This window comes from Streptomyces sp. NPDC052040 (assembly GCF_044548405.1).
Taxonomy (GTDB): Bacteria; Actinomycetota; Actinomycetes; order Streptomycetales; family Streptomycetaceae; genus Streptomyces.
Map to the genome: position 1 here is coordinate 398256 of NZ_JBIUBV010000002.1, position 26183 is coordinate 424438.

Genomic DNA, 26183 nt, shown 5'->3' on the forward strand with positions numbered 1-26183 from the left:
ACACCGCGGGAAAACGGTCTTGCCCGCCGTGCTGGACAATGGAGGACATGCCTTCCGCACTCCCCGACGGCGAGCCCGTCCCCGACGACGGCGCGCTGCCCGCGCAGGCGCTCGCCGGGGCCGCCGAGCGCCCCCTCGGGTTCTATCTCCATGTGCCGTACTGCGCGACGCGCTGCGGCTACTGCGACTTCAACACCTACACGGCGACGGAGCTGCGCGGCACGGGCGGGGTGCTGGCCTCCCGGGACAACTACGCGGAAACGCTGATCGAGGAGATCCGGCTGTCCCGCAAGGTGCTGGGCGACGACCCGCGCCCGGTCCGCACGGTCTTCGTCGGGGGCGGCACCCCGACGCTGCTCGCCGCCGGGGACCTCGTACGGATGCTGGGGGCGGTCCGGGAGGAGTTCGGGCTCGCGGACGACGCCGAGGTGACGACGGAGGCGAACCCGGATTCGGTCGGCCCCGAGTACCTCGCGACCCTCAGGGAGGGCGGCTTCAACCGGATCTCCTTCGGGATGCAGAGCGCCCGCCCCCATGTGCTGAGCATCCTGGACCGCACCCACACCCCGGGCCGCCCCGAGGAGTGCGTTGCCGAGGCGCGGGCGGCCGGGTTCGAGCATGTGAACCTGGACCTGATCTACGGCACCCCGGGCGAGTCGGACGACGACTGGCGGGCCTCGCTGGACGCGGCGCTCGGCGCCGGTCCCGACCATGTCTCGGCGTACGCCCTGATCGTCGAGGAGGGCACCGGGCTCGCCCGCCGTATCCGCCGGGGCGAGGTGCCGATGACGGACGACGACGTCCACGCGGACCGCTATCTGATCGCGGACGAGGCGTTCGCCGCGGCGGGCCTGGACTGGTACGAGGTCTCCAACTGGGCCTCCTCGGGGGCCGGCCGCTGTCTGCACAACGAGCTGTACTGGCGCGGCGCCGACTGGTGGGGCGCGGGCCCCGGCGCGCACAGCCATGTGGGCGGCGTGCGCTGGTGGAACGTCAAGCATCCGGGGGCGTACGCGGCGGCGCTCGCGGCCGGACGCTCCCCGGGGGCCGGGCGGGAGATCCTCTCGGCGGAGGACCGCCGGGTGGAGCGGATCCTGCTGGAACTGCGCCTGCGCGAGGGCGTGCCGCTGTCGCTGCTGCGCGAGGAGGGGCTCGCGGCCTCCCGGCGCGCCCTGTCGGACGGGCTCCTGGAGGAGGCGCCCTACGGCGAGGGGCGTGCGGTGCTGACGCTGCGGGGACGGCTGCTGGCGGACGCGGTGGTACGGGACCTGGTGGACTGACCGCTCGGACGAGTGAATCGGCGCGGAACGCCGGTTGGGTCCCTAACCTGGTTCCGTAGGCTGCCGCCGTACACGCGGCGGCGGAGAGCGGAGGGCCACGGAGATGACCGCTGTGGATGATCGCCGGGTGCATGAGGCCTTCGAGAACCTCGTGGTTCCGGAGGGCTTCAAGGCTGAGCTCATCCGGGGGGAAATCGTGATGATGGCCGGGCCCGACAAGGTCCACAACCGCATCGTGCAGTCCGTGCAGGACCAGATTCCCGCCCACCGATGGGAACGGCTCCAGACGCAGGACGTGGCCTTCCCGTGTGAGGACAGTGAGCCCCAGCCCGATCTCGTCGTCATCGAAATCGGAGCCGACGACAGCCCGGGGCGGCTCGTTCCCGCTCCCGCCGTGACGATGCTGCTGGAAGTGGTGTCCAGGACCAGTGTCCACCGGGACTATGTGGAGAAGCGCTCGCTCTACGCCGCAGGCGGTGTTCCGGTGTACCTGATCATCGACCCCTTCGAGGGCAAATGCCTCGTGCTGACGGAGCCGGCCGGCAGCGGTATGTCCGCGGACTACCGGTCCGAGCGGACGCGCAAGTTCGGGGACCCTGTGCCGCTGCCGATCGTGGGGATCGAGCTCGACACCAGCCGGTTCGGTGTCCTGCCGCTCACGGGTGCGCAGTGACGAAGTCGATCAGCTCCTCCACCCGCCCCAGCAGCTCCGGCTCAAGATCCTTGTAGGAGTTCACCCGGGCCAGGATCCCCTGCCAGGCCGCCCCCGTGTTCTCCGGCCAGCCCAGCGCCCGGCACACGCCCTTCTTCCAGTCCTGGCCGCGCGGGATCCGGGGCCAGCCGGGGATCCCCAGGGAGGACGGCTTCACGGCCTCCCAGATGTCGATGTACGGATGGCCGACGACCAGCGCGTCCTCGCTGGTCACCGACTGGGCGATGCGCCACTCCTTCGTACCCGGCACCAGGTGGTCCACCAGTACGCCCAGCCGCGCGTCCGGACCCGGCGCGAAGGAGGCCACGATCGACGGCAGATCGTCCACGCCCTCCAGATACTCCACGACCACGCCCTCGATGCGCAGGTCGTCGCCCCACACCTTCTCCACGAGTTCTGCGTCGTGGCGGCCCTCCACATAGATGCGGCCCGCGCGGGCCACCCTCGCGCGCGCCCCCGGGACCGCCACCGAACCCGATGCCGTGCGGGTGGGGCGCGCGGGCGCGGCCGACGGGCGCACCAGGGTCACCACCCTGCCCTCCAGCAGGAACCCCCGGGGCTCCAGCGGAAACACCCGGTGCTTGCCGAAGCGGTCCTCCAGGGTCACCGTGCCCGCCTCGCAGCGGATCACCGCACCGCAGAACCCGGTGCCCGGCTCCTCGACCACCAGACCGGGGTCGGCCGGGATCTCCGGCACCGGGCCGGACTTCTTCCACGGCGGGGTCAGATCGGGCGAGTACTGGCGCATTCGGATGACGATAGGAGAAGCGGGGCCGCGAGCGGCGCGGAAGGCGTCACGACACGCCGAAACGGGCCGCCAGTTCGTCGCGCTGCGCCCGGACGAACGCCGCGTCCACCACCGCGCCGTGCCCCGGTACGTAGAGCGCGTCCGGGCCGCCCAGCGCGAGCAGCCGGTCCAGGGCCGCGGGCCAGCGCGCGGGGACCGCGTCCGGGCCCGCCTGGGGTTCCCCGGACTCCTCCACCAGGTCGCCGCAGAACACCACCTCCCGCTCACCGGGGACCGAGCCGGGGACGAAGACCGCCAGATCGTGGGCGGTATGGGCCGGGCCCAGATTCGCCAGCAGCACCCGCACCCCGCCCAGGTCCAGCATCCGTTCCCCGCAGACCGGATGGCGCGGGCGGACCAGCGCCTCCCCGGCCCGCGCCGCCTCGGCCGCATCCAGCCCGTGCCGCACCGCGTCGGCGACCAGCGCGTCCCGCTCGCAGGCCAGCACCGCGTCCACGCCGACCGCCCCGAACACCTCCGCGTCCGCGAACGCCGCGGCCCCGAAGACATGGTCGAAGTGCGGGTGGGTGAACGCGAGATGTGTCACACGCCGGTCCCCGCCGAGCGGTGCGAGCAGCCGCCGCGCATCGGCGCACAGCCGGGCGCCCTCGCCCGGGCCCGACCCCGCGTCGATCATCAGCGCGCCGTGCTCGCCGACCACCAGTCCCGCCGTGCAGTCCCAGCCCGGAAGCCGGGTGCGCCCGGCCCGGGCGCCGAGCGCCTCCCACCCCGACTCTTCCCACCTGACCGTCATGGCACGACGCTATCCGCTGCCGACCTGCCCCGGTGGGACACCCCGGGGCAGGTCGGGACAGGTCGGCACGGCACGGGGCACCGGCCTTGCCGCGGGCGTACCCCACGGCCGTACACTTGGCGCGGGGATGCTGGCACTCACCCGCGCAGAGTGCCAGGGGAAGCGCCGAGGGGACAGACACTGGAGGTGTGCGCATGCTCAGTGAACGCAGGCTCGAAGTGCTGCGCGCCATCGTCCAGGACTATGTGGGCACCGAGGAGCCGGTGGGCTCCAAGGCCCTGACCGAACGGCACAACCTGGGCGTCTCCCCGGCCACCGTCCGCAACGACATGGCCGCGCTGGAGGACGAGGGCTTCATCGCCCAGCCGCACACCAGCGCCGGACGCATCCCCACGGACAAGGGCTACCGCCTCTTCGTCGACAAGCTCGCGGCCGTCAAGCCGATGAGCCCGCCCGAGCGCCGCGCCATCCAGAACTTCCTGGAGTGCGCCGTCGACCTCGACGACGTCGTGGCGCGCACGGTGCGGCTGCTGGCGCAGCTCACCCGGCAGGTCGCCGTCGTGCAGTATCCGTCGCTGACCCGTTCCACGGTGCGGCATGTGGAGCTGCTGTCGATGGCGCCCGCGCGGGTGATGCTGGTGCTGATCACCGACACCGGCCGGGTCGAGCAGCGTGTGATCGACTGCCCCGCGCCGTTTGGAGAAACGTCACTCGCAGATCTGCGGGCCCGGCTCAACAGCCGGGTCGCGGGCCGTCGTTTCGCGGATGTCCCGCCCCTGGTGCAGGACCTCCCCGAGGTCTTCGAACCGGAGGACCGGGGCTCGGTCTCCATCGTGCTCTCCACCCTGCTGGAGACCCTGGTGGAGGAGACCGAGGAGCGCCTGATCATCGGCGGCACCGCGAATCTGACCCGCTTCGTGCATGACTTCCCTCTCACCATCCGGCCCGTCCTGGAGGCGCTGGAGGAGCAGGTCGTCCTCCTCAAGTTGCTGGGTGAGGCGCAGGATCCGGCCATGCGCGTGCGTATCGGCCATGAGAACGCTCACGAGGGACTCAACTCCACGTCGGTGGTCTCCGTGGGCTACGGTTCGGGCGGCGAGGCAGTAGCGAAACTCGGCGTGGTCGGACCGACCCGCATGGATTACCCGGGAACGATGGGAGCGGTACGAGCGGTGGCACGGTACGTCGGACAGATCCTGGCGGAGTCTTAAGTGGCCACGGACTACTACGCCGTACTCGGCGTGCGCCGCGACGCGTCGCAGGATGAGATCAAGAAGGCGTTCCGCCGGCTCGCTCGCGAGCTGCACCCGGACGTCAATCCCGATCCGAAGACGCAGGAGCGGTTCAAGGAGATCAACGCGGCGTACGAGGTGCTCTCGGACCCGCAGAAGAAGCAGGTCTACGACCTCGGCGGCGACCCCCTGTCCCAGGCGGGCGGCGGAGGCGCGGGCGGCTTCGGCGCAGGCGGCTTCGGGAACTTCTCGGACATCATGGACGCCTTCTTCGGCACGGCGTCGCAGCGCGGTCCGCGCTCGCGCACCCGCCGGGGCCAGGACGCCATGATCCGGCTGGAGATCGAACTCGACGAGGCGGCCTTCGGCACCACCAAGGACATCCAGGTCGACACGGCCATCGTCTGCAACACCTGCAACGGCGAGGGCGCTGCACCCGGCACCACCGCGCAGACCTGTGACATGTGCCGCGGCCGCGGTGAGGTCTCCCAGGTCACCCGGTCCTTCCTGGGCCAGGTCATGACCTCCCGGCCCTGCCCCCAGTGCCAGGGCTTCGGGACGATCGTCCCCAACCCCTGCCCGGAGTGCGCGGGCGACGGACGGGTGCGCTCCCGGCGGACCCTCACCGTCAAGATCCCCGCCGGTGTCGACAACGGCACCCGGATCCAGCTCGCGGGCGAGGGCGAGGTCGGCCCCGGCGGCGGTCCCGCCGGTGACCTGTACGTGGAGATCCACGAGTTGCCGCACCGGACCTTCCAGCGCCGCGGCGACGATCTGCACTGCACCGTCACTCTGCCGATGACGGCCGCGGCCCTCGGCACCAAGGTGCCGCTGGAGACGCTGGACGGCATGGAGGAGGTCGACATCCGCCCCGGCACCCAGTCCGGGCAGTCGATCCCGCTGCACGGCCGGGGCGTCACCCATCTGCGCGGCGGCGGCCGGGGCGATCTGATCGTCCATGTCGAGGTGCAGACGCCCTCGAAGCTGGACCCCGAGCAGGAGCGCCTGTTGCGGGAGCTGGCCCAGCTGCGCGGCGAGGAGCGGCCCCAGGGCCAGTTCCAGCCGGGCCAGCAGGGGCTGTTCTCGCGGCTGAAGGACGCGTTCAACGGACGCTGACGCGGACGGCGGGGCGGCCGGGGCCGGGAGGCCCTGAGGACACCGGCCGTCCCCCGATCCGGGCTATTCCTCTGGCACATGCCAGGGGAAGGGCGGATTCGGACTTGTTCGAAGGACGTGACAACATGCCGTCATGTCCTCCGTGCTGACCGATCTCCTCCGCCATCCGATCGTGCAGGCCCCCATGGCGGGTGGTGTCGCCGTGCCGCAGCTGGCCGCCGCCGTCTCCGAGGCCGGCGGGCTGGGCTTCCTCGCCGCCGGGTACAAGACCGCCGACGGCATGTACCAGGACATCAAACAGCTCCGCGGCCTCACCGGCCGCCCCTTCGGTGTGAATGTGTTCATGCCGCAGCACGACCAGGCCGACCCGGCCTCCGTCGAGGTCTACGCCGAGCAGCTCGCCGGTGAGGCCGCCTGGTACAAGACCGAGCTGGGCGACCCCGACAGCGGTCGCGACGACGGCTACGACGCCAAGCTCGCCGTCCTGCTGGACGACCCGGTCCCGGCGGCCTCCTTCCACTTCGGCATCCCCGCCCCCTCGGTCCTCGACTCGCTGCGCCGCGCGGGCACCTTCACCCTGGTCACCGCCACCACCGCAGAGGAAGCCCTCGCAGTGCAGGAGGCGGGCGCCGACGCGGTGATCGCCCAGGGCGTCGAGGCCGGGGGCCACCAGGGCACCCACCGCGACAGCGCCGAGAACGACGGCTCCGGCATCGGAGTGCTCTCCCTGGTCGCCCAGATCCGCGAGGCCGTGCGGATCCCGATCGTGGCGGCCGGCGGTCTGATGCGCGGCAGCCAGATCGCCGCCGTGCTCGCGGCGGGCGCCAGCGCCGCCCAGCTGGGCACCGCGTTCCTCGCCACCCCCGAGTCCGGCGCCCACCCCCTGCACAAGCGGGCCCTGACCGACCCCCTGTTCGTCCGGACCGGGCTGACCCGCGCCTTCTCCGGCCGCCCGGCGCGCGGTCTGGTCAACCGGTTCATGCGGGAGCACGGCCCGTACGCGCCCGTGGCCTACCCCGAGATCAACCACCTCACCTCGCCGCTGCGCAAGGCGGCCGCCAAGGCGAACGACCCGCAGGGCATGGCGCTGTGGGCGGGCCAGGGCCACCGCCTGGCCCGCGAGCTGCCCGCCGGGCGGCTGGTGGAGGTGCTGGCGGCGGAACTCGCGGAGGCGGCCGGGTCGTTGGCCGCGCGGGGCGGCGGACGGTGACCGCGCCCGTCTTCGTCGTGGACCGGCTCGACGGCGCCGGGCCCGAGTTCGTGCTCGACGGCCCCGAGGGGCGCCACGCGGTCTCGGTGAAGCGGCTGCGGCCCGGGGAGGCCGTGGTGCTCACCGACGGCGCCGGACACCGCGCCGAGTGCGAGGTCCTCGCCACCGAGGGCAAGGACCGGCTGATCGTCCGGGTGGCCGCGCTCTGTGAGGAGCCGCCGGGGACGCCCCGTATCACCGTCGTCCAGGCCCTGCCCAAGGGCGACCGGGGCGAAGTGGCGGTCGAGACCATGACCGAGGTCGGCGTCGACGCGATCGTGCCCTGGGCGGCCTCCCGCTGCATCACCCAGTGGAAGGGCGAGCGGGGGCTGAAGGCGCTCGGCAAGTGGCGGGCCACTGCCCGTGAGGCGGGCAAGCAGTCCCGCCGGACGCGCTTCCCCGAGGTGGCCGAGCCCGCGACGACCAAACAGGTCGCCGAACTGCTCGCCGCGGCCGACTTCGCCGCGGTGCTGCACGAGAGCGGCGAGGAACCCCTCGCCACCGTGGAACTCCCCGCCGAGGGCGGGATCGTCCTCGTCGTCGGGCCCGAAGGGGGCGTCGCGCCCGAGGAGTTGGCCCTCTTCGAGCAGGCGGGCGCCCGGCCCTTCCGGCTGGGGCACACCGTCCTGCGCACCTCGACCGCGGGCACCGCGGCGGCCGCGCTGCTGCTCGGCCGCACCGGACGCTGGTCCTGACCTCCGGGAGCACGCGATGGAACTCGCCCAGGTAAGGCTGCTGGTCTCGGACTTCGCCGCCTGCTACCGCTTCTACGCCGACGTCCTCGGCCTCAGGCCCCAGTCGGAGGCGGAGCAGGGGCCCTACGAGAAGTTCAGCCCCGCCGCCGGTTCGGCCGGAATCGCGCTCCAGGACCGGGAGGCGATGGCCCGCACCCTCGGTGAACTGGGCGACGAGGCCCTGGGCCACCGCTCGCTCGTGGTGCTGCGGGTCGACGACCTGGACGCGTACTGCGAGCGGATCACCGCCCGCGGCGCCGTCCTGCTGCACGGTCCGGCGCCGCTGACCGAACGGTTGCGCGTGGCCCATCTCAAGGACCCCGAGGGCAATCTGGTGGAGCTTCAGGAGTGGCTGCTGCTAGACGGCTGACGGCGCCGGGAGGGGCGTGCAGGGTGCGTCCGGGGTGGCCGTATGCGCTCTACCGCGAGTGGCGGGAAAGTGGCAGGCTGTCACCATGCGGGTTCTGAGACGGATTCGGCGGCCGCGGCTCGGGCGCCCCGTGGCGGCGACCGGGCTGCTGGCCCTGGCCGTCGGCGGGATCACGGCCTGCCAGCCCGGAGACATGAGCAGCGCGGCGGCGGCGTACACCACCGACCAGACCGCCACCAGGGAACTCCAGCGCCACCAGGTGAACGTCCAGTGGCTCAGCTGCACCGGCGGCTACGGCAGCAGCGCCACCCCCGCCCCCTCGGAGACCACCGTCGTCTCCGTCGACTGCCAGGGGAAGACGGACAGCGGCCAGGACATTTCCGTCAGGGGCAGGATCACCCGGGTCGTCGACGGGCGGTGCGTCCGCGGGGACCTGCGGGCCACGGTGGGCGGCCGGGAGCGCTTCCATGTGACCGGCCTCGGCAACTGCGACGCCGCCCCCACCCCGACCTACCGCCCGCCCGGCACCTACCGCCCGGCCCCCGGCGAGCCCGGTCCCACCGTCACCGTGACCCGGACCATCTGGTGCCAGGGCGACCCCACCTGCTGGCCGGTCCAGGGCAAATGACCTCCGCGACACACCGGTCAACCGGCAAAACCCCTGTCCGTGGGGGCCGTTGCTGCTTAGGGTGATCGGGTGACTCAGTCCGTATCGCCCGCGTATCTCCGTTACCCGCATCTGCACGGCGAGTTGGTCGCCTTCACCGCCGAGGACGACGTCTGGGTCGCCCCGCTCGACGGCGGCCGTGCCTGGCGGGTCAGCGTCGACAGCGTCCCTGTCGACCACCCCCGTATATCCCCCGACGGCCGGACGGTCGCCTGGACCTCCACCCGCGACGGCGCCCGCGAGGTGTACGCCGCCCCGCTCGACGGCGGCCCCGCCCAGCGCCTGACCCACTGGGGCAGCGCGAAGACCCAGGTGCGCGGCTGGACCCCGGACGGACGGGTGCTCGCCCTCAGCACGGTCGGCCAGGCCTCGCTGCGCCGCACCTGGGCGCGCGCCGTCCCGCTCGACGGCGGCCCCGCCGACACCCTCCCGTACGGGCCGGTCGGCGAGGTCGCCCAGGGCCCTGCCACGGTGCTGCTGTCCGCGCCCATGGGCCGTGAGGCCGCCTGGTGGAAGCGGTACCGCGGCGGCACGACGGGCAAGCTGTGGATCGACCGGTCCGGCGGCGAGGGCGAGGGGGCCGGGGAGTTCGTACGGCTGCACGAGGACCTCGACGGCAACATCGAGTACCCGTCGTGGGTGGGGGACCGGATCGCCTTCCTCTCCGACCACGAGGGCACCGGAGCGCTCTACTCCTCGCTCGCCGACGGCTCGGACCTGCGCCGCCACACCCCGCTCGACGGCTTCTACGCCCGCCACGCCTCCGGTGACGGAACCCGGATCGTGTACTCGTCGGCCGGGGAGCTGTGGCTGCTGGAGGACCTGGACGGTGCCGAACCCCGGCGGCTGGACATGCGGCTCGGCGGGCAGCGGGCCGACCTCCACCCCTACCCGGTGAGCGCGAGCCGCTGGTTCGGGGCCGCCTCGCCCGACCACACCGGACGCGGCAGCGCCGTCGCGGTGCGCGGCGCCGTCCACTGGATCACCCACCGCTCGGGCCCCGCCCGCGCCCTCGCCTCCGAACCCGGCGTCCGGGCCCGGCTGCCGCACACCTTCCGCGCGGACGGCGAGAGCTGGGTGGTGTGGGTGACGGACGCCGAGGGCGAGGACGCCCTGGAGTTCGCGCCCGCCACCGGGCTCGCCCCGGGCGCCACCCCGCGGCGGCTCGCCGCCGGAGGCCTCGGCCGGGTGCTGTCCCTCGCGGTCGCGCCCGACGGCAGCCGGGTCGCGGTCGCCGCACACGACGGACGGGTGCTGCTCGTCGAGCGGGACAGCGGCGAGGTCCGCGAGGTCGACCGCGCCGAGGACGGCGAGGCCACCGGGCTCGTCTTCTCGCCCGACTCGGCATGGCTCGCCTGGTCGCACCCCGGCCCCCGCCCGCTGCGCCAGCTCAAGCTGGCCAACACGGCCGATCTGTCGGTGACCGAGGCGACCCCGCTGCGCTTCCGGGACTACGCGCCCGCCTTCACCCTCGACGGCAAGCACCTGGCGTTCCTCTCGGCCCGCTCCTTCGACCCGGTCTACGACGAGCACGTCTTCGACCTGGCCTTCGTCGGCGGTTCCCGGCCGCATCTGATCACGCTCGCGGCGACCACCCCGTCCCCCTTCGGACCCCAGCGGCACGGCCGCCCCTTCGAGGCGCCGGAGAAGGACGAGACCCCCGACAGCGAGGGCGCCCCCACCACCCGTATCGACCTGGACGGGCTCGCCGACCGGATCGTGCCCTTCCCGGTCGAGGCCGCCCGCTACTCCGGGCTGCGGGCCGCCAAGGACGGGGTGCTCTGGCTGCGGCACCCGGTGCAGGGTGTCCTCGGCACCTCGCGGGCCACCCCCGACGACCCCGACCCCAAGTCCGAGCTGGAGCGCTACGACCTGGTCCAGCAGCGGATCGAGCATCTCGCCCCGGACGCCGACCGGTTCGCGGTCAGCGGCGACGGCAAGCGGATCCTGCTGTGGACCGACGGCCGGCTGAAGGTCGTCCCGAGCGACCGGCGCGCCCCCCACGACGACGACAGCGACGCCAACATCACCGTCGACCTGTCCAGGATCCGGGCGACCGTCGACCCCGCGGCCGAGTGGCGGCAGATGTACGAGGAGACCGGCCGCCTCATGCGGGACAACTTCTGGCGTGCCGACCTCGGCGGGGTCGACTGGGACGGGGTGCTGGACCGCTACCGGCCCCTCCTGGACCGGATCGCCACCCATGACGACCTGGTGGACCTCCTGTGGGAGGTGCACGGCGAGCTGGGCACCTCGCACGCCTATGTCACGCCGTACGGCCACGGGCCCGGTGCCGACCGGCGGCAGGGGCTGCTCGGGGCAGACATCTCCCGCCATCCGGACGGCAGTTGGCGTATCGACCGGGTGCTGCCCTCGGAGACCTCCGACCCGGACGCCCGGGCACCGCTGGCCGCGCCCGGCGTGGCGGTACGGGCCGGGGACGCGATCGTCGCGGTCGGCGGACGCCCGGTCGATCCGGTGGCCGGACCGGGGCCGCTGCTGGTCGGGACCGCGGGCACACCGGTGGAACTGACCGTCTCCCCGGCGGGCGGCGGCGACCCCCGCCATGCCGTGGTCGTCCCGATCGCGGACGAGGAGCCCCTCAGGTACCACGCCTGGGTCGCGGACCGGCGGGCGTATGTGCACGAGAAGTCCGGCGGACGGCTCGGCTATCTGCACGTGCCGGACATGGTGGGCGCGGGCTGGGCGCAGCTCCACCGCGATCTGCGGGTCGAGGTGGCCCGGGACGGGCTGGTGGTGGACGTCCGGGAGAACCGGGGCGGCCACACCTCCCAGCTCGTCGTGGAGAAGCTCGCCCGGCGGATCGTCGGCTGGGACCTGCCGCGCGGGCTGCGGGCGTACAGCTACCCGGAGGACGCGCCGCGCGGCCCGGTCGTGGCCGTCGCCAACGAGTTCTCCGGTTCGGACGGCGACATCGTCAACGCGGCGATCAAGGCGCTCGGGATCGGGCCCGTGGTCGGCACCCGGACCTGGGGCGGTGTCATCGGGATCGACAGCAAGTACCGGCTGGTCGACGGGACCCTGGTGACCCAGCCCAAGTACGCCTTCTGGCTGGAGGGTTACGGATGGGGGGTGGAGAACCACGGCGTCGATCCCGATGTCGAGGTGGTCCAGACCCCGCAGGACCACGCCGCCGGACGGGACGTCCAGCTCGACGAGGCGGTGCGGCTGGCGCTGGCCGCGCTGGAGGAGAACCCGGTGAAGCGGCCCCCGGAGCTGCCGTCCCTGTGATCCCCGCACCGCGCGGGGTGTTGCCGGTGCCCGCCCGCTTGACCTTTCCGGTCCGGCGGGCGGGCCGGGCCGATACGATGCCGTCGTAGTGATCAGTTCCTGTGAGGAGGCACGGCACATGGCGGGAGAGCCGCAGGACGACTGCCTGTTCTGCAAGATCGCCGCGGGCAGCATTCCGGCGACCATCGTCCGGGAGACCGACACCACTGTCGCCTTCCAGGACATCAACCCCCAGGCACCCAGCCACATCCTGGTCATCCCCAGGCTGCACCACCGGGACATCGCGTCCCTCGCCGCCGCCGCGCCGTCCGTGGCGGCCGATGTGCTCCGCGAGGCCGGGGAAGTCGCCGCGAAGGAGAAGCTGGAGAGCTACCGGGTGGTCTTCAACACCGGCAGCGGCGCCGGGCAGACCGTCTGGCACGCGCACGCCCATGTGCTCGGCGGCCGCGGCCTCCAGTGGCCCCCCGGCTGAGACGCCGTGTCCGTCCGTGAACTGGTGGTCCTCGGCACCGCCAGCCAGGTCCCGACCCGCCAGCGCAACCACAACGGCTATGTGCTGCGCTGGGACGGCGAGGGCATCCTCTTCGACCCCGGCGAGGGCACCCAGCGGCAGATGCTCCGCGCCGGGGTCGCCGCCCACGATCTGCACCGGATCTGTGTCACCCACTTCCACGGGGACCACTCCCTGGGGCTGGCCGGGGTCATCCAGCGGATCAACCTGGACCGGGTGGAGCACGAGATCACCGCGCACTATCCGGCGTCGGGGCAGCGGTACTTCGAACGGCTGCGTCATGCCACCGCCTACCGCGAGACCGTCGCGCTCACCGAGGCGCCCGTCGCCGAGGACGGGGTGCTCGCCACGACCGGCGCCTACACCCTCGACGCGCACAGGCTCTCCCACCCCGTGGAGTCCTTCGGCTACCGGCTCGTCGAACCGGACGGCCGCCGGATGCTGCCCGGACGGCTGGCCGAGCACGGGATCAGGGGCGCGGACGTAGGCCGCCTCCAGCGCGAGGGCTCCCTCGGCGGGGTCCCGCTGGAGGCGGTGAGCGAGGTGCGGCGCGGGCAGCGCTTCGCCTTCGTCATGGACACCCGGCTCTGCGAGGGGGTGTACGCCCTCGCGGACGGCTGCGACCTGCTGGTCATCGAGTCGACCTTCCTCGACGAGGACGAACAACTCGCCGTCGACCACGGGCATCTGACCGCCGGGCAGGCGGCCCGGGTGGCCCGCGAGGCCGGGGTGCGGCATCTGGTCCTCACCCACTTCAGCCAGCGCTACCCGGAGCCGGAGGAGTTCGAGCGGCAGGCGCGGGCCGCCGGTTTCGAGGGGGAGCTGACCGTGGCCCACGATCTGCTCAGGGTGCCGGTCCCGAAACGGGTGTGACCAGGGCCTTACGATGCTTTGATGCCCCTCCCCAAAGCGGAACTGCACCTGCACATCGAAGGCACCCTGGAACCGGAGCTGGCCTTCGCCCTCGCCGCACGCAACGGTGTCGAGCTGCCCTACGCCGACACCGAGGAGCTGCGGAGCGCCTACGCCTTCGAAGACCTCCAGTCCTTTCTGAACCTGTACTACGAGCTGATGGCCGTCCTGCGGACCGAGCGGGACTTCGAGGACCTCGCCAACGCCTATCTGGAGCGGGCCGCGGCCCAGGGCGTGCGCCATGCCGAGATCTTCTTCGACCCGCAGGCCCATATCGCCCGGGGCGTGCCCATGGGGACGGTCGTCGAAGGGCTGTGGCGCGCCCTCGGCCGCAGCGAGGAGAACCACGGTGTCTCCACCCAGCTGATCATGTGCTTCCTGCGGGACGAGTCCGCCGACTCGGCCCTGGAGACCCTGCGGGCCGCCGAACCCCACCTCGACCGGATCGTCGGTGTCGGCCTGGACTCCGCCGAAGTCGGCCATCCCCCGGCCAAATTCCGCGAGGTCTACGAGGCCGCCGCCGCCCTCGGGCTGCGCCGGGTCGCGCACGCGGGCGAGGAAGGGCCGCCGGAGTACATCACCGAGGCCCTCGACGTGCTCGGGGTCGAGCGCATCGACCACGGGCTGCGCTGCCTGGAGGACCCGGCGCTGGTGGAGCGGCTGGTGCGGGAGCGGGTGCCGCTCACCCTCTGCCCGCTGTCCAACGTCCGGCTGCGCGCGGTCGACGTCCTGGCCGACCACCCGCTGTCCAGGATGCTGGACGCCGGGCTGCTGTGCACCGTCAACTCCGACGACCCGGCGTACTTCGGCGGCTATGTGGCGGACAACTTCCACGCGGTGCGCGAGGCGCTCGGCCTGACCAAGGAGCGGATGCGCGAGCTGGCCCGCAACTCCTTCGTCGCCTCCTTCCTGGAGCACGACGAGGAGCGGCGGGCCCGCTACCTCGCGGAGGTGGAGGCCTACGAGTTCGCGTAGTCCCCGGAGTGAGGCCCCCGCGGGTTCGTACACCCGCCGGGGCCGCTCGCTATGGGGCTCCGGGGCCCGGTGCGGCCGTCGCCTGGCGGGGGCCGGCCGTGCCGTAGGCCGCGCGGTCCGGGAGCGCCGGGGTGTCGAAGGGGATCTCCACGACGGGCTGTTCGGGGAGCCCGGCGGCCGGGACCGTGCCGCCGGGGCCGCTCGTGGACACGGCGAGCGCGGCGGCCTCCAGCAGAGGGCCGGTCCTGCGGCGGCGCATCGTGCCCGGCAGGAGCGGACGGCCGCCGGTGTGCCGGGCGACCGCGGCCAGCGGGAGGGCGACCACCAGAAGCCCGGCGGCGAGGACGGCGCCCATCGCCGGGAAGCCCGCCCGCGTGGCGAGCACACTGCCGGTGAGGGGGCCCGCCGCGGTGCCGAGTGAGGACGCCGAGCCGACCAGGACGGCCCAGCGGCCGCGCCGGTCCAGGGAGGCGGCCAGCCCGAGCAGATACGACAGCACGATCGGGTAGAGCACGTTCCAGGCGATCTCACCGGTCGCGAAGGTGGTGGGCCCGGTGGCGGAGGCGCTGAGCGCGATACAGCCCGCGATGAGCACGGTGCCCCCGCCGACCGGAAGTGCCCGGCCGAGGCGGGGACCGAGCACGCCCGCGCCGATCACACCGAGCAGTCCCGCGCCGAGCGCCACCGCGAAGACCAGGCCGACGGTGACCTCGGTGAGGTGCGCCTGGTCGAGGCCGATGCGTCCGCTGACGCCCCAGAGGGAGTTCTGGGCGAGGGACCAGCACAGGATGCCGCCCGCCAGGACGAGCCCGGGGGCGCGGTGGGGCAGGCGGCCCGTGCCGCCGGGGGCCGTGGTGACGGGGGCGGGGGAGGCGAGGCGGCCGGTCGCGGGCCACGCCAGCAGGGCGGTGAGGGCGATCGCGGCGAGCGGCAGGCCATGGCCCGGGCCCAGCTGGGGGACCGTCAGATAGACGATCCCGGCGAGCGCGGAGACGCTCAACAGGCCCAGGGTGGACGCCCGGTGCGGGTCGGGCTGCGCGGCGATGCCGGTCGCGGCGACCGTGGTGGCCGTCCCCGAGCCGAAGCCTCCGGCGACCGCCCCGGCGACCACCACGGGGATGCTGTGGCTGACGGCGGCGGCGCCGTACCCGGCGGCCGCGAGCAGCAGTCCGGCCCGGGCCAGCCGCCGGGGGCCGACGCGGTGGACCCGGGCGGCCAGCAGAAAGCCCGCGGCGGCCGAACTCAGCAGCAGGGCACTGCCGATGGAGCCCGCCTCGGTGGCGGACAGCGGCAGACCGGTGTCGAGTCTGCCCACCATGGTGGGCAGCAGATACGAGGCGAGATACCCGGCCGTGAAAAGGGCGACGAGGGGCCAGGGCGGGGCGGTGCGCGAGGACACGGGCGTTCCAGGGCGTGCGAAAGGACGGCGGAAAGAAAGAGGGGGAGGGGCGCCGTCCGTCGAACGACAGGAACGCGCGGGCAATTTGTATCAAGCACGCGGTTTCCATAAGAAGCGCAGGAACTGTGATCTGGGCCACTCTTCAGTTTGCTGCTGGTGAAGCCGGGTATAAGAGCGCCCTTTTGGTGGCGGGAACCGGTTCTGGCGCCGGTTCGGCACCCTCGCGCCCCGGTTCGGCACCCCCGCGCCCCGGTTCGGCACTCTCGCGCTCCCGTTGCGGCCCGGCGTGCGACGGGTGCGCGACCGGTGCGCGCGGAGCCATTGACGGGCCCCGGGTGCCTGCCTAGCCTCGTCTCCATATATGGACGATGTCTCCATGGAGAGACAGGTCCCTCACTGGACCAGGTTCCCGCCACAGCGCCCCCCGGGGGCCCGACCTCGTAGGAGCAGCCCTGTGACCGCCGCGACCCGCCGGGACCTCACCATCGACGAGGTGCGTCTGACGCCGATCCTGGTCGCCGACCCGCCGCTGCTGAACACCCAGGGCGTCCACCAGCCGTACACGCCCCGGCTGATCGTGGAGGTGGTGACCGCAGGCGGGACCACGGGGGTCGGCGAGACCTATGGCGACACCAGGTACCTCGACTTCGCCCGATCCTTCGTCCCGTATCTGATTGATCGTCACGTAGCGGACACCGGCGGCCTGTTCGCCCTCGCCGACCAGGTGGCCGTCGAGGCGCAGCCGACCGGCGGCCGACTGGACACGGGCGGGCTGCGCGGGGTGCAGACCGCCGACAAGCTCCGGCTCTCCGTCGTCTCCGCCGTCGAGGTCGCCTGCCTCGACGCCCTTGGCAAGGCGCTCGGCCTGCCCGTGCACGCCCTCCTCGGCGGCAAGGTGCGGGACGAGGTCGAGTACAGCGCCTATCTGTTCTACCGATGGGCCGCCCACCCCGAGGGCGTCGCCTGCGAGCCCGACGACTGGGGTGCCGCACTGGACCCGGCGGGCGTGGTCGCCCAGGCCCGGACGTTCAAGGAGCGGTACGGATTCGGCTCCTTCAAGCTCAAGGGCGGGGTCTTCCCGCCCGAGGAGGAGACCGCCGCGATCCGGGCGCTCGCCGACGCCTTCCCCGGGCATCCGCTGCGTCTGGACCCCAACGGCGCCTGGACGGTCGCGACCTCGCTCGAGGTGGCCCGGGAACTGGACGGCCTGCTGGAGTACCTGGAGGACCCCGCCCTCGGGACGGACGCGATGGCCGAGGTCGCCGCGGGCTGCGCGGTGCCGCTCGCCACCAATATGTGCGTGACCACCTTCCCGGAGATCCAGGAGGCCTTCACCCGCGGTGCGGTCCAGGTCCTGCTGTCCGACCACCACTACTGGGGCGGTCTGCGCGCCACCCGTGAACTCGCCGCCGTCTGCCGTGCCTTCGGGGTCGCGCTCTCCATGCACTCCAACACCCACCTCGGCGTCTCCCTCGCCGCGATGACCCATGCCGCCGCCACCGTGCCCGGCCTGACGCACGCCTGCGACACCCACTACCCCTGGCAGTCCGAGGACGTCATCACCGAGCGCCTCGCCTTCCGCGGCGGCCGGATCGCCGTACCGGACGCGCCCGGACTCGGGGTCACCCTGGACCGCGACCGGCTGGCCGCCCTCCACGCCCGCTGGCTCGCCGACGACGGTACCCTGCGCGACCGCGACGACGCGGCGGCGATGCGGGCCGCCGACCCCGGCTGGACCACCCCGGCGGTCCCCCGCTGGTAGGGCACGGCTCCCCGCCACCACCGCCGTGGGCCACGGCGCTGGTGCACACTGACTGGATCCGCACCACGTCAGGGAGCCCACCGTGACCGCCACCACCGGAGAGGGACGAGAGCGCCGCCCCGGCACGCCCCAGGAGCCGCATCCCCACCCCCACCTCGAGGACGGTGCGTACCACCACTCCCATGTCGACCCGCTGGCCGCCCTGCGCGCCCCGGGGGACCCGCCCCGGGACGTGTACCTCACCGGGACGGTCTTCCTCGACATCATCTTCACCGGACTGGCCTCCGCCCCCGTGCGGGGCACCGAGTCCTGGGCGCGCGGCATGGGATCGAGCCCCGGCGGTGTCGCCAACATGGCCGCCGCGCTGGCCCGGCTCGGCCTGAAGACCTCCCTGGCCGCGGCCTTCGGCGACGACCACTACGGCGAGTACTGCTGGGACGAGCTGGAGCAGGGCGAGGGCATCGACCTCTCAGCCTCCCGGCGGGTCCCCGGCTGGCACTCCCCGGTCACCGTCTCCATGGCCTACGAGGGCGAGCGGACCATGGTCTCCCACGGCCATGAGCCGCCGCCGCAGGAGACCGCGCCCATCCGCCCGCCGCGCGCCCGGGCCGCCGTCGCCTCACTGACCCCCGGCCGCCCGGAGCCCTGGATCGCCGAGGCCGCGGGCCGGGGCACCAGGATCTTCGCCGACGTGGGCTGGGACGACACCGGCGCCTGGGATCTGGCGGGCCTCGCCGACCTCGAACACTGCGAGGCGTTCCTGCCCAACGCCGAGGAGGCCATGCGCTACACGGGGACCGACTGCCCGCGCGCCGCCGCGCACGCCCTGAGCGAGCGGGTGCCGCTGGCCGTGGTCACCCTCGGCGCGGAGGGCGCCTACGCGGTGGACGGGCGCACCGGGGAGACCGCCGCCGTGCCCGCGATCGCCGTGGAGGCACTGGATCCGACGGGCGCGGGCGATGTCTTCGTCGCCGGGTTCGTGACCGGCACGCTGGCCGAGTGGCCGCTGGCCGACCGGCTGGCCTTCGCGGGGCTGACGGCCGCCCTCTCCGTACAGGAGTTCGGCGGCTCGCTGTCGGCACCCGGCTGGTCCGAGGTCGCGGCCTGGTGGCGCCGGGTCCAGTCCTACGAGGACCAGGACCCGGCGGCCCTCAGCCGGTACGCCTTCCTGGACCGGCTGGTGCCGGGGGAGTGCGGGGAGCCCTGGCCGCGGCGGCGCGCCGTACCGACGATCGGCTTCCGCGGACCGGCGTGAGCGCCGCCGCCCGGCGGTGACCGGTCAGAAGCCCAGGCGGCGCAGCTGCTTGGGGTCCCGCTGCCAGTCCTTGGCCACCTTCACATGGAGGTCCAGGAACACCGGGGTCCCGAGCAGCGCCTCGATGTGCTTGCGGGACTTGATGCCGACGTCCTTCAGCCGCTTGCCCTTGGGGCCGATGATGATCCCCTTCTGGCTGGACCGCTCGATGTAGACATTCGCGTGGATGTCCAGGAGCGGCTTGTCGGCCGGACGGTCCTCGCGCGGCAGCATCTCCTCCACCACCACGGCGATGGAGTGCGGCAGTTCGTCCCGCACGCCCTCCAGCGCGGCCTCCCGGATCAGCTCGGCCACCATGACCTGCTCCGGCTCGTCCGTCAGATCGCCCTCGGGATAGAGCGCGGGCCCCTCGGGCATCAGCGGGATCAGCAGATCGGCCAGCAGCTCCACCTGCTTGTCACCGACCGCCGACACGGGCACGATCTCCGCCCACTCGATCCCCAGCTCCTTGCCCAGCTGGTCGATCGCGATCAGCTGCTCGGCCAGGGTCTTGGGGTCGACCAGGTCCGTCTTGGTGACGATCGCGACCTTCGGGGTCTTCCGGATCCCGGCCAGCTCCTTGGCGATGAAGCGGTCACCGGGGCCGATCTTCTGGTCGGCGGGCAGACAGAAGCCGATCACGTCCACCTCGGCCCAGGTCGTGCGCACCACGTCGTTGAGCCGCTCGCCGAGCAGCGTCCGCGGCTTGTGCAGACCGGGGGTGTCCACCAGGATCAGCTGCGCGTCCGGCCGGTGCACGATGCCGCGCACCGTGTGCCTGGTCGTCTGCGGCCGGTTCGAGGTGATCGCCACCTTCTGCCCGACCAGAGCGTTGGTGAGGGTGGACTTGCCGGCGTTGGGGCGGCCCACGAAACAGGCGAATCCCGCCCGGTGGTCTGCCTCGGTCGGCTCGGATGACTGGCTGCGCACGCTCATGGCGCCCATTCTCCCTGATCCACGGAGCCCCACCGCACGGCTGTCCGCCGTTCCCGCCCCCGAGGGCGTCGGCGGCACCCCGCGCGGGCCCCCGCGGCGGGCGCCGCGGCCGGGTCTCAGCCCGCCGTCACGGTCCCGGTGACCGTGCCGTCCGGGCCTGCCAGCAGCACCGGAGTGCCGGGGCCGCCGAGGTCCCGCACCGCCGCCCGGTCCTCCGCGGACACCGAGGAGGCCTCCGTGACCACGGCAGCCGCCTCCAGCGAGGTCGCGCCCGACGCCACCGCCATCGCCACCGCCGTCCGCAGGGCGCTCAGCCCCAGCGACTCCAGGGCCACGGTCCCGGCGGCGTAGGTGCGCCCGGTCTCGTCGCGCACGGCGGCCCCCTCGGGCACACCGTTGCGGGCCCGCACCGAGCGGGCCAGGGTGACGATCTTGCGGTCCTCGGGGTCGAGCGCGCTGCTGTCGGTCATGAGCCGAGCATACGGAGCCGGAACGACAAGGCGGTCCCCAGGGGCACGCACCCCTGGGGACCGCCTGGTACGGGGCCCCTACTCGGCCGCCGGATCCGCCGGAGCCTCCTCGGGCGCGCCCACCGGCTCCGCCAGCACGGTCACGATCTTGTTGCGGCGGCCCGCGGCGGCCTCCGCGGTCAGCCGCAGCTCCCGGCCGTCGGGGAGTTCGACCACCGAGGACGCCCCCGCGATCGGCACCCGGCCGAGCGCCTTGGCGAGCAGTCCGCCGACCGTCTCCACGTCCTCGTCGTCGTACGCCTCCAGCCCGTACAGCTCGCCGAGGTCGCCGATGTCGAGGCGGGCGGTGACCCGGTAGCGGTCGTCGCCCAGGCTCTCCACCGGCGGGAGTTCACGGTCGTACTCGTCGGTGATCTCGCCGACGATCTCCTCCAGGATGTCCTCGATGGTGACGATCCCGGCCGTGCCGCCGTACTCGTCGATGACGACGGCGACGTGGTTGCGCTCCTTCTGCATCTCCCGCAGCAGGTCGCCCGCGTTCTTGGTGTCGGGCACGAAGGCGGCCGGGCGCATCGCGGTGGACACCAGCTCCGCCTCGGCGTCCCGGCTGATGTGCGTCTTGCGCGCCAGGTCCTTCAGATACACGATCCCGACGATGTCGTCCTCGCTCTCCCCGGTGACCGGGATGCGCGAGAAGCCGGACCGCAGGGCCAGGGTCAGCGCCTGGCGGATGGTCTTGTAGCGCTCGATGACCACCAGGTCCGTGCGCGGGACCATCACCTCCCGCACCAGGGTGTCGCCCAGCTCGAACACCGAGTGCACCATGCGGCGCTCCTCGGCCTCGATCAGCGACTCCTTCTCCGCCAGGTCGACCAGGGCCCGCAGCTCCGCCTCGGAGGCGAAGGGGCCCCGGCGGAAGCCCTTGCCGGGGGTGAGGGCGTTGCCGATGAGGATCAGCAGGGGCGGGATCGGGCCCATGATCCGGGCCAGCGGCACCAGGACGTACGCCGCCGCCGTCGCCGTGTTCAGCGGGTGCTGTCGGCCGATGGTGCGCGGGGAGACACCCACCGCGACATACGACACCAGCACCATGACCGCGATGGCCACGAGCAGGGCCTCGCCGGTCGAGCCGAACTCCCGCAGACAGGCATAGGTGACGAGCGCGGCCGCGGCCATCTCGCAGGCGACCCGGACGAGCAGCGCCACATTCAGATAGCGGGTCGGGTCCGCGGCGATCTGCGCGAGCTTGGCACTGCCGCGCCGCCCGCTGCGCACGGCCTCCTCGGCGCGGAAGCTGGAGACACGCGCGAGGCCCGCCTCCGCACAGGCGGCGAGCCAGGCGACCACGACCAGGGCGACGGCGCCGACGACGAGCTGGGGACTCATGACACGGTCGGCGCCGGGGACGGGCCGGTGAGGCCCTTCTCCGCGCGCCAGCCGTCCACGATGGCGGCCTGAAGACCGAACATCTCGGCCTTCTCGTCGGGCTCCTCGTGGTCGTAGCCCAGCAGGTGCAGCACCCCGTGCACCGTCAGGAGCTGGAGTTCCTCGTCCATGGAGTGCTCCGTCGGTGCCTCCGCGCCCTGCCGGGCGGCGACCTCCGGGCACAGCACGATGTCGCCGAGCAGGCCCTGCGGGGGCTCCTCGTCGTCCTTGGCCGGGGGCCGCAGCTCGTCCATCGGGAAGGACATGACATCCGTCGGCCCCGGCAGGTCCATCCACTGCACGTGCAGCTGCTCCATGGCGTCGGCGTCGACGACGATCACCGACAGTTCGGACAGCGGGTGGATGCGCATCCGCGCGAGGGCGTAGCGGGCGATGTCGAGGATCGCCTGCTCGTCGACCTCGGTGCCGGACTCGTTGTTGACGTCGATCGACATGGTGCTGCTGTTCTACTTCCCCTTGTGCCCGTGCCCGGACGTGCCCCGGCCGGGCTTGTGCGTGCCGTTCTCGGTGCCGTTCTGGCTGTCGTACTTCTCGTAGGCGTCGACGATACGGCCGACGAGCTTGTGCCGGACGACATCCTGGGACGACAGGCGGGAGAAGTGGACGTCCTCGACGCCCTCCAGGATCTCCTGCACCTGGCGCAGACCGCTCTTGGTGCCGTTCGGCAGGTCCACCTGGGTGACATCGCCCGTGATCACGATCTTGGAGTCGAAGCCGAGGCGGGTGAGGAACATCTTCATCTGCTCGGGGCTCGTGTTCTGGGCCTCGTCGAGGATGATGAAGGCGTCGTTCAGCGTGCGGCCGCGCATATAGGCCAGCGGCGCCACCTCGATCGTCCCGGCGGCCATCAGCCGGGGGATGGAGTCGGGGTCGAGCATGTCGTGCAGGGCGTCGTAGAGCGGGCGCAGATACGGGTCGATCTTCTCGTACAGCGTGCCGGGCAGGAAGCCGAGACGCTCGCCCGCCTCGACCGCCGGACGGGTCAGGATGATCCGGTTGACCTGCTTGGACTGGAGGGCCTGGACCGCCTTGGCCATGGCGAGATAGGTCTTGCCGGTGCCCGCGGGGCCGATGCCGAAGACGATGGTGTGGTGGTCGATCGCGTCCACGTACCGCTTCTGGTTGAGCGTCTTGGGGCGGATCGTCCGGCCGCGCGAGGACAGGATGTTCTGCGTCAGCACCTCGGCCGGGGTCTCGGGGCCGTCGCCCTCGCCGTTCTCAGTCGCCCGGAGCATGGCGATCGAGCGTTCCACTGCGTCCTCCGTCATCGGCTGCCCGGTGCGGAGCACGAGCATCATCTCTGCGAACAGGCGCTGCACCAGGGCGACGTCCGCCGGGTCGCCGGCCGCGCTGATCTCATTGCCCCGGACGTGGATGTCGACCCCCGGGAAGGCCGTCTCGATCACGCGCAGCAGGGAGTCGCCGGAACCGAGCACCATCACCATGGGGTGCTTGGCGGGGACGGTGATCTGCGTGCGCGCCTGCCCCTGCGCGGGGGTGTCAGCTGTGGGTGTCTGAGTCATGGGCCGGCTCTGTAGGCCTGCAATTCCTCCTCCGTACGGCCGCGCAGCCGATGGCGGCCTCGCGGTTCAAGAGTACGACGCACCGCCGACAACGCCGTAGGGCTTTTCGCACGAGCACACCGGCCTCGCGCCGGGGTGCCGCGGGCCCCGCTCAGTCCACCCCCTTGATGCGTCCGACCAGCACCGCACCGGCCAGCGCGATCACCGCCGCCGTCAGATACAGGCCCCGGTAGCCGCCCAGGTGGGTGACGACGGGGGCGGCCAGGGCGGGGGCGGCGACCTGGGGGAGGGCGTTGGCGATGTTGATCAGGCCCAGGTCCCGGCCGCGGTCCAGGGCCGTCGGCAGGACGTCCGTCATCAGCGCGAAGTCCACCGAGGTGAACACCCCGAAGCCCACGCCGAGCACCGCCGCCGCGGCGACGGCGGCGGGCCAGGTCGCCCGGGCCGCGAGGGCCGCCGTGGCCGCCGCCATCACCACCCCCGAGCAGACCACGAACGGTTTGCGGCGCCCGATCCGGTCGGAGAGGACACCGCCCGCCACGACCGTCGCGAGCAGGGTGAGGCCGTTGACCGCGGTGAGCACCAGGACGCCCTGCTCCGGGTCGGGGCGGTGGAGGCGGTCCCGCAGGTAGTACAGGAGATACAGCAGCACCAGCGCGTTGCTCAGATTGATCAGGAAGCGGGTCAGCCAGGCCCACCCCAGATCGGGATGGCGGCGTAGGTCCAGCCGGAACCCGGCCAGAAAGCCCCGCCAGGACCAGGGCGGCCGGTCCGCCTCCGCCAGCCGGAGGTCCGCGGGACGCAGCAGATACGGCACCACGCCCAGCGCGGTGCACCCCGCGCACGCCGCATAGCCCGCCCCGATGCCCCCGGACGCCGTCGCCAGGCCCGTCCCGCCGACCACCCCGAGGATCTGCGCCGCCCCCAGCCAGCCGCCCACCGCGCCCCGCTGGAGCCGCGGCACCCGGTCCGGCACCGCGGCCGTCACCGCCGCGAAGGCCGCGTTGAGGGTGAGCTGCACCAGGCACCAGCCCAGCGCCATGGTCCGGGGGCCGCGCGCCCCGGCGAGGAGCAGCAGCGACAGGGCCCCGCCCGCCGCGCCCGTCGCGGTCCACGGGGTACGGCGCCCCCAGCGGCCGGTGGTGCGGTCCGAGAGCGCGCCGAAGAGCGGGTTGGCGACCAGGGAGACCCCGGCGCCCGCACCCGTGACCCAGGCCAGCAGGGTCTCCTTGGACAGCCCGGAGCCGGGCGCGAGGTCCTTCGCCTGCGCGGCCAGCAGGATCTGGAGCGGGCCGTACCAGCCCACCCAGATCGCCCCGTTGGCCAGCGACAGGGTCGCGGTCCAGCCCCGGCCGACCCGTTCGGCGGGCTCGGCCAGGGCGGCCGCGGGCCGGTCCGCGGGCCGCCCGGACGCGGGCGCCGGGGTGGTCATCCCCGCGCCCGCAGCAGCTCCCGCAGCCAGCCGTAGGACGCCTTCGGGGTGCGCTTCAGCGTGGCGTAGTCCACGTGCACCAGGCCGAAGCGGCGCGCATACCCCTCCGCCCACTCGAAGTTGTCCAGCAGCGACCACACGAAGTAGCCGCGTACGTCCACCCCCGCCGCCACCGCCCGGTGCAGGGCCCGGATGTGGCCGTCCAGATAGGCGATGCGCTCCTGGTCGTCGATGCCCTCGTAGGAGCAGCCGTTCTCGGTGACGACCAGGGGCGGCAGCCGGTCGCCGTAGCGTGCGCGGAAGCCGGTCAGCAGGTCCGTCAGCGCCTCGGGGACCACCGGCCAGCCGAAGTCGGTGACCGGGTACCCATCGATCTCCTTGAGGGAGAAGGGGAGTTCGGCCGGAAGGGAGAGCCCGCCGATGTCGGTGTCCTCGCCCGACGGGGCGCCCACCCGGGCCGGGGCGTAGTAGTTGACGCCGTAGAAGTCGAGGGGTTCCGCGATCACGTCGAGATCGGCCCCGGTGTCGCCGGGCATCAGCTCGGCGATGCCCTCCGGGTAGCGGCCGAGCAGCAGGGGATCGGCGAAGAGCCGGTTGAGCAGCAGATCGTAGAAGTCCGCGGCGGCCCGGTCCTGCTGCCCCTCGGAGGCGGCCCGGACGGGCCCGTGCGAGTTGGCGATGCCGATGCCGTCCGCCCCGGCCGCGCGCAGGGCGCGTACGGCCAGACCGTGGGCCAGCAGCTGGTGGTGGGCGACCGGCAGCGCGTCGAACATCAGCCGCCGCCCGGGCGCGTGGACCCCGAGGGCATGGCCCAGCAGGGTGTGCTCGGCGGGCTCGTTGAGGGTGATCCAGCGGGCCACCCGGTCACCGAGCCGCCCGGCGACCAGCGACACGTACTCGGCGAACCGGAAGGCGGTGTCCCGCTCCAGCCAGTCGAGCGCGACCGGCAGGTCCCAGTGGAAGAGGGTCACGACCGGGCGCACGCCCGCCGCGCACAGCTCGTCCACCAGGCGGTCGTAGAAGTCCAGGCCGCCGGGGGAGTTCACCCGGGGCCAGGAGACGGAGAAGCGGTAGGCGTCCACACCGAGGTCCGCGAGGAGCGCCACGTCCTCGCGGTAGCGGTGGTAGTGGTCGCAGGCCACCGCGGCCGTCGAGCCGTCCTTCACCCGGCCCGGCACGGAGGTGAAGGCGTCCCACACCGAGGGCTCCCGCAGCTCGGCCGCCCCCTCGATCTGGTGCGCCGAGGTGGACACGCCCCACAGGAAGTCCGCGGGGAAGGGGGATATCGGGTTCGTCACCATGCGCCGGATCATCCTTACCGCCGGTAAGGGAGTCAACGGGCGCGCAGGGAACGGCGGTTACCGCCCGGG

Annotated in this window: 24 protein-coding genes; 14 read left to right on the forward strand and 10 right to left on the reverse strand. The window is 73.1% G+C overall.

Annotated features, from left to right (window positions below; all coding sequences use genetic code 11):
* Positions 1-47: 47 nt before the first annotated feature.
* Entirely contained in the window at positions 48-1280 is a 1233-nt protein-coding gene (gene hemW / locus ACIHAA_RS07865) for a radical SAM family heme chaperone HemW (RefSeq protein ID WP_399814297.1), read from the forward strand.
* 103 nt (positions 1281-1383) lie between these two features.
* The gene (locus ACIHAA_RS07870; RefSeq protein WP_399814299.1) at positions 1384-1953 is read left to right on the forward strand and encodes a Uma2 family endonuclease; all 570 of its coding nucleotides are present in this window, start codon (positions 1384-1386) and stop codon (positions 1951-1953) included.
* On the opposite strand, the gene ACIHAA_RS07875 is transcribed toward ACIHAA_RS07870, so the two are convergent.
* Together ACIHAA_RS07875 and ACIHAA_RS07880 are read right to left on the reverse strand one after the other, a co-directional pair.
* Entirely contained in the window at positions 1937-2740 is an 804-nt protein-coding gene (locus tag ACIHAA_RS07875) for a DUF3097 domain-containing protein (protein WP_399814301.1), read from the reverse strand. The genes ACIHAA_RS07870 and ACIHAA_RS07875 overlap by 17 nt on opposite strands.
* Before the next feature lie 46 nt (positions 2741-2786).
* The gene (locus ACIHAA_RS07880; protein WP_399814302.1) at positions 2787-3533 is read right to left on the reverse strand and encodes an MBL fold metallo-hydrolase; all 747 of its coding nucleotides are present in this window, start codon (positions 3531-3533) and stop codon (positions 2787-2789) included.
* A 194-nt stretch (positions 3534-3727) separates the two neighbouring features.
* Here ACIHAA_RS07880 and hrcA point away from each other — a divergent pair, with 194 nt between their 5' ends.
* From hrcA to ACIHAA_RS07930, 10 genes are all read left to right on the forward strand, one after another.
* Entirely contained in the window at positions 3728-4744 is a 1017-nt protein-coding gene (gene hrcA, locus ACIHAA_RS07885; RefSeq protein WP_399814304.1) for a heat-inducible transcriptional repressor HrcA, read from the forward strand.
* Positions 4745-5881 (forward strand): molecular chaperone DnaJ, encoded by a 1137-nt coding sequence (gene dnaJ, locus ACIHAA_RS07890; RefSeq protein ID WP_399814306.1) that lies wholly within the window; start codon positions 4745-4747, stop codon positions 5879-5881. It abuts the gene before it with no gap.
* A gap of 133 nt (positions 5882-6014) precedes the next feature.
* The gene (locus ACIHAA_RS07895; RefSeq protein ID WP_399814308.1) at positions 6015-7091 is read left to right on the forward strand and encodes a nitronate monooxygenase; all 1077 of its coding nucleotides are present in this window, start codon (positions 6015-6017) and stop codon (positions 7089-7091) included.
* A complete protein-coding gene (locus ACIHAA_RS07900) occupies positions 7088-7825 on the forward strand; it encodes a 16S rRNA (uracil(1498)-N(3))-methyltransferase (RefSeq protein ID WP_399814310.1) in 738 nt (245 codons plus the stop codon). The genes ACIHAA_RS07895 and ACIHAA_RS07900 overlap by 4 nt, the downstream gene beginning before the upstream one ends.
* A gap of 16 nt (positions 7826-7841) precedes the next feature.
* Entirely contained in the window at positions 7842-8234 is a 393-nt protein-coding gene (locus ACIHAA_RS07905; RefSeq protein ID WP_399814311.1) for a VOC family protein, read from the forward strand.
* An 85-nt stretch (positions 8235-8319) separates the two neighbouring features.
* Positions 8320-8862: a hypothetical protein gene (locus tag ACIHAA_RS07910; protein ID WP_399814313.1), complete on the forward strand. Its 543-nt coding sequence runs from the start codon at positions 8320-8322 to the stop codon at positions 8860-8862.
* Between the two features lie 69 nt (positions 8863-8931).
* Positions 8932-12153: a S41 family peptidase gene (locus tag ACIHAA_RS07915; RefSeq protein WP_399814314.1), complete on the forward strand. Its 3222-nt coding sequence runs from the start codon at positions 8932-8934 to the stop codon at positions 12151-12153.
* 118 nt (positions 12154-12271) lie between these two features.
* A complete protein-coding gene (locus ACIHAA_RS07920) occupies positions 12272-12625 on the forward strand; it encodes a histidine triad nucleotide-binding protein (RefSeq protein WP_399814316.1) in 354 nt (117 codons plus the stop codon).
* Positions 12626-12631: 6 nt separating this feature from the next.
* Entirely contained in the window at positions 12632-13537 is a 906-nt protein-coding gene (locus ACIHAA_RS07925; protein ID WP_399814318.1) for a ribonuclease Z, read from the forward strand.
* A gap of 21 nt (positions 13538-13558) precedes the next feature.
* The gene (locus tag ACIHAA_RS07930) at positions 13559-14551 is read left to right on the forward strand and encodes an adenosine deaminase (RefSeq protein WP_399814320.1); all 993 of its coding nucleotides are present in this window, start codon (positions 13559-13561) and stop codon (positions 14549-14551) included.
* Between the two features lie 49 nt (positions 14552-14600).
* Here ACIHAA_RS07930 and ACIHAA_RS07935 read toward each other — a convergent pair whose 3' ends face one another.
* Positions 14601-15950: an MFS transporter gene (locus ACIHAA_RS07935; RefSeq protein ID WP_399814321.1), complete on the reverse strand. Its 1350-nt coding sequence runs from the start codon at positions 15948-15950 to the stop codon at positions 14601-14603.
* Positions 15951-16326: 376 nt separating this feature from the next.
* Between ACIHAA_RS07935 and ACIHAA_RS07940 the strand changes: the two genes are divergently transcribed.
* Both ACIHAA_RS07940 and ACIHAA_RS07945 read left to right on the forward strand, forming a co-directional pair.
* On the forward strand, positions 16327-17712 hold the full coding sequence (locus ACIHAA_RS07940) for a glucarate dehydratase family protein (RefSeq protein WP_399814323.1): 1386 nt from the start codon (positions 16327-16329) through the stop codon (positions 17710-17712).
* Between the two features lie 193 nt (positions 17713-17905).
* On the forward strand, positions 17906-18967 hold the full coding sequence (locus tag ACIHAA_RS07945) for a carbohydrate kinase family protein (protein WP_399814539.1): 1062 nt from the start codon (positions 17906-17908) through the stop codon (positions 18965-18967).
* Positions 18968-18991: 24 nt separating this feature from the next.
* Here the strand turns inward: ACIHAA_RS07945 and era are convergent, their stop codons facing one another.
* The 7 genes from era to ACIHAA_RS07980 form a co-directional block, all read right to left on the reverse strand.
* Entirely contained in the window at positions 18992-19942 is a 951-nt protein-coding gene (era, locus tag ACIHAA_RS07950; RefSeq protein WP_399814325.1) for a GTPase Era, read from the reverse strand.
* A 116-nt stretch (positions 19943-20058) separates the two neighbouring features.
* Positions 20059-20412: a cytidine deaminase gene (locus ACIHAA_RS07955; protein ID WP_399814327.1), complete on the reverse strand. Its 354-nt coding sequence runs from the start codon at positions 20410-20412 to the stop codon at positions 20059-20061.
* A 78-nt stretch (positions 20413-20490) separates the two neighbouring features.
* Positions 20491-21798 carry a hemolysin family protein gene (locus tag ACIHAA_RS07960; protein ID WP_399814329.1) on the reverse strand — a complete coding sequence of 436 codons (1308 nt, stop codon included), beginning with the start codon at positions 21796-21798 and terminating at the stop codon, positions 20491-20493.
* A complete protein-coding gene (gene ybeY / locus ACIHAA_RS07965; protein WP_399814331.1) occupies positions 21795-22292 on the reverse strand; it encodes an rRNA maturation RNase YbeY in 498 nt (165 codons plus the stop codon). Before ybeY ends, ACIHAA_RS07960 begins: the two co-directional genes overlap by 4 nt.
* Positions 22293-22304: 12 nt before the next feature.
* Positions 22305-23381, reverse strand: a complete 1077-nt coding sequence (locus ACIHAA_RS07970) for a PhoH family protein (protein ID WP_399814333.1) — start codon at positions 23379-23381, stop codon at positions 22305-22307.
* A gap of 151 nt (positions 23382-23532) precedes the next feature.
* Positions 23533-24813, reverse strand: a complete 1281-nt coding sequence (locus ACIHAA_RS07975; RefSeq protein WP_399814335.1) for an MFS transporter — start codon at positions 24811-24813, stop codon at positions 23533-23535.
* A complete protein-coding gene (locus ACIHAA_RS07980) occupies positions 24810-26126 on the reverse strand; it encodes a GH1 family beta-glucosidase (RefSeq protein WP_399814337.1) in 1317 nt (438 codons plus the stop codon). Before ACIHAA_RS07980 ends, ACIHAA_RS07975 begins: the two co-directional genes overlap by 4 nt.
* Positions 26127-26183 lie beyond the last annotated feature (57 nt).

What these genes read in the sequence shown, in the direction of transcription:
- ybeY (WP_399814331.1), bottom strand. Translation starts at nt 22,292, where the DNA reads ATGTCGATCGACGTCAACAACGAGTCCGGCACCGAGGTCGACGAGCAG.
- ACIHAA_RS07960 (WP_399814329.1), bottom strand. Translation starts at nt 21,798, where the DNA reads ATGAGTCCCCAGCTCGTCGTCGGCGCCGTCGCCCTGGTCGTGGTCGCC.
- ACIHAA_RS07940 (WP_399814323.1), top strand. Translation starts at nt 16,327, where the DNA reads ATGGAGAGACAGGTCCCTCACTGGACCAGGTTCCCGCCACAGCGCCCC.
- ACIHAA_RS07910 (WP_399814313.1), top strand. Translation starts at nt 8,320, where the DNA reads ATGCGGGTTCTGAGACGGATTCGGCGGCCGCGGCTCGGGCGCCCCGTG.
- ACIHAA_RS07970 (WP_399814333.1), bottom strand. Translation starts at nt 23,381, where the DNA reads ATGACTCAGACACCCACAGCTGACACCCCCGCGCAGGGGCAGGCGCGC.
- ACIHAA_RS07955 (WP_399814327.1), bottom strand. Translation starts at nt 20,412, where the DNA reads ATGACCGACAGCAGCGCGCTCGACCCCGAGGACCGCAAGATCGTCACC.
- hemW (WP_399814297.1), top strand. Translation starts at nt 48, where the DNA reads ATGCCTTCCGCACTCCCCGACGGCGAGCCCGTCCCCGACGACGGCGCG.
- ACIHAA_RS07920 (WP_399814316.1), top strand. Translation starts at nt 12,272, where the DNA reads ATGGCGGGAGAGCCGCAGGACGACTGCCTGTTCTGCAAGATCGCCGCG.
- ACIHAA_RS07875 (WP_399814301.1), bottom strand. Translation starts at nt 2,740, where the DNA reads ATGCGCCAGTACTCGCCCGATCTGACCCCGCCGTGGAAGAAGTCCGGC.
- ACIHAA_RS07870 (WP_399814299.1), top strand. Translation starts at nt 1,384, where the DNA reads ATGACCGCTGTGGATGATCGCCGGGTGCATGAGGCCTTCGAGAACCTC.
- ACIHAA_RS07905 (WP_399814311.1), top strand. Translation starts at nt 7,842, where the DNA reads ATGGAACTCGCCCAGGTAAGGCTGCTGGTCTCGGACTTCGCCGCCTGC.
- ACIHAA_RS07980 (WP_399814337.1), bottom strand. Translation starts at nt 26,126, where the DNA reads ATGATCCGGCGCATGGTGACGAACCCGATATCCCCCTTCCCCGCGGAC.
- ACIHAA_RS07930 (WP_399814320.1), top strand. Translation starts at nt 13,559, where the DNA reads ATGCCCCTCCCCAAAGCGGAACTGCACCTGCACATCGAAGGCACCCTG.
- hrcA (WP_399814304.1), top strand. Translation starts at nt 3,728, where the DNA reads ATGCTCAGTGAACGCAGGCTCGAAGTGCTGCGCGCCATCGTCCAGGAC.
- era (WP_399814325.1), bottom strand. Translation starts at nt 19,942, where the DNA reads ATGAGCGTGCGCAGCCAGTCATCCGAGCCGACCGAGGCAGACCACCGG.
- ACIHAA_RS07895 (WP_399814308.1), top strand. Translation starts at nt 6,015, where the DNA reads ATGTCCTCCGTGCTGACCGATCTCCTCCGCCATCCGATCGTGCAGGCC.
- ACIHAA_RS07880 (WP_399814302.1), bottom strand. Translation starts at nt 3,533, where the DNA reads ATGACGGTCAGGTGGGAAGAGTCGGGGTGGGAGGCGCTCGGCGCCCGG.
- ACIHAA_RS07975 (WP_399814335.1), bottom strand. Translation starts at nt 24,813, where the DNA reads ATGACCACCCCGGCGCCCGCGTCCGGGCGGCCCGCGGACCGGCCCGCG.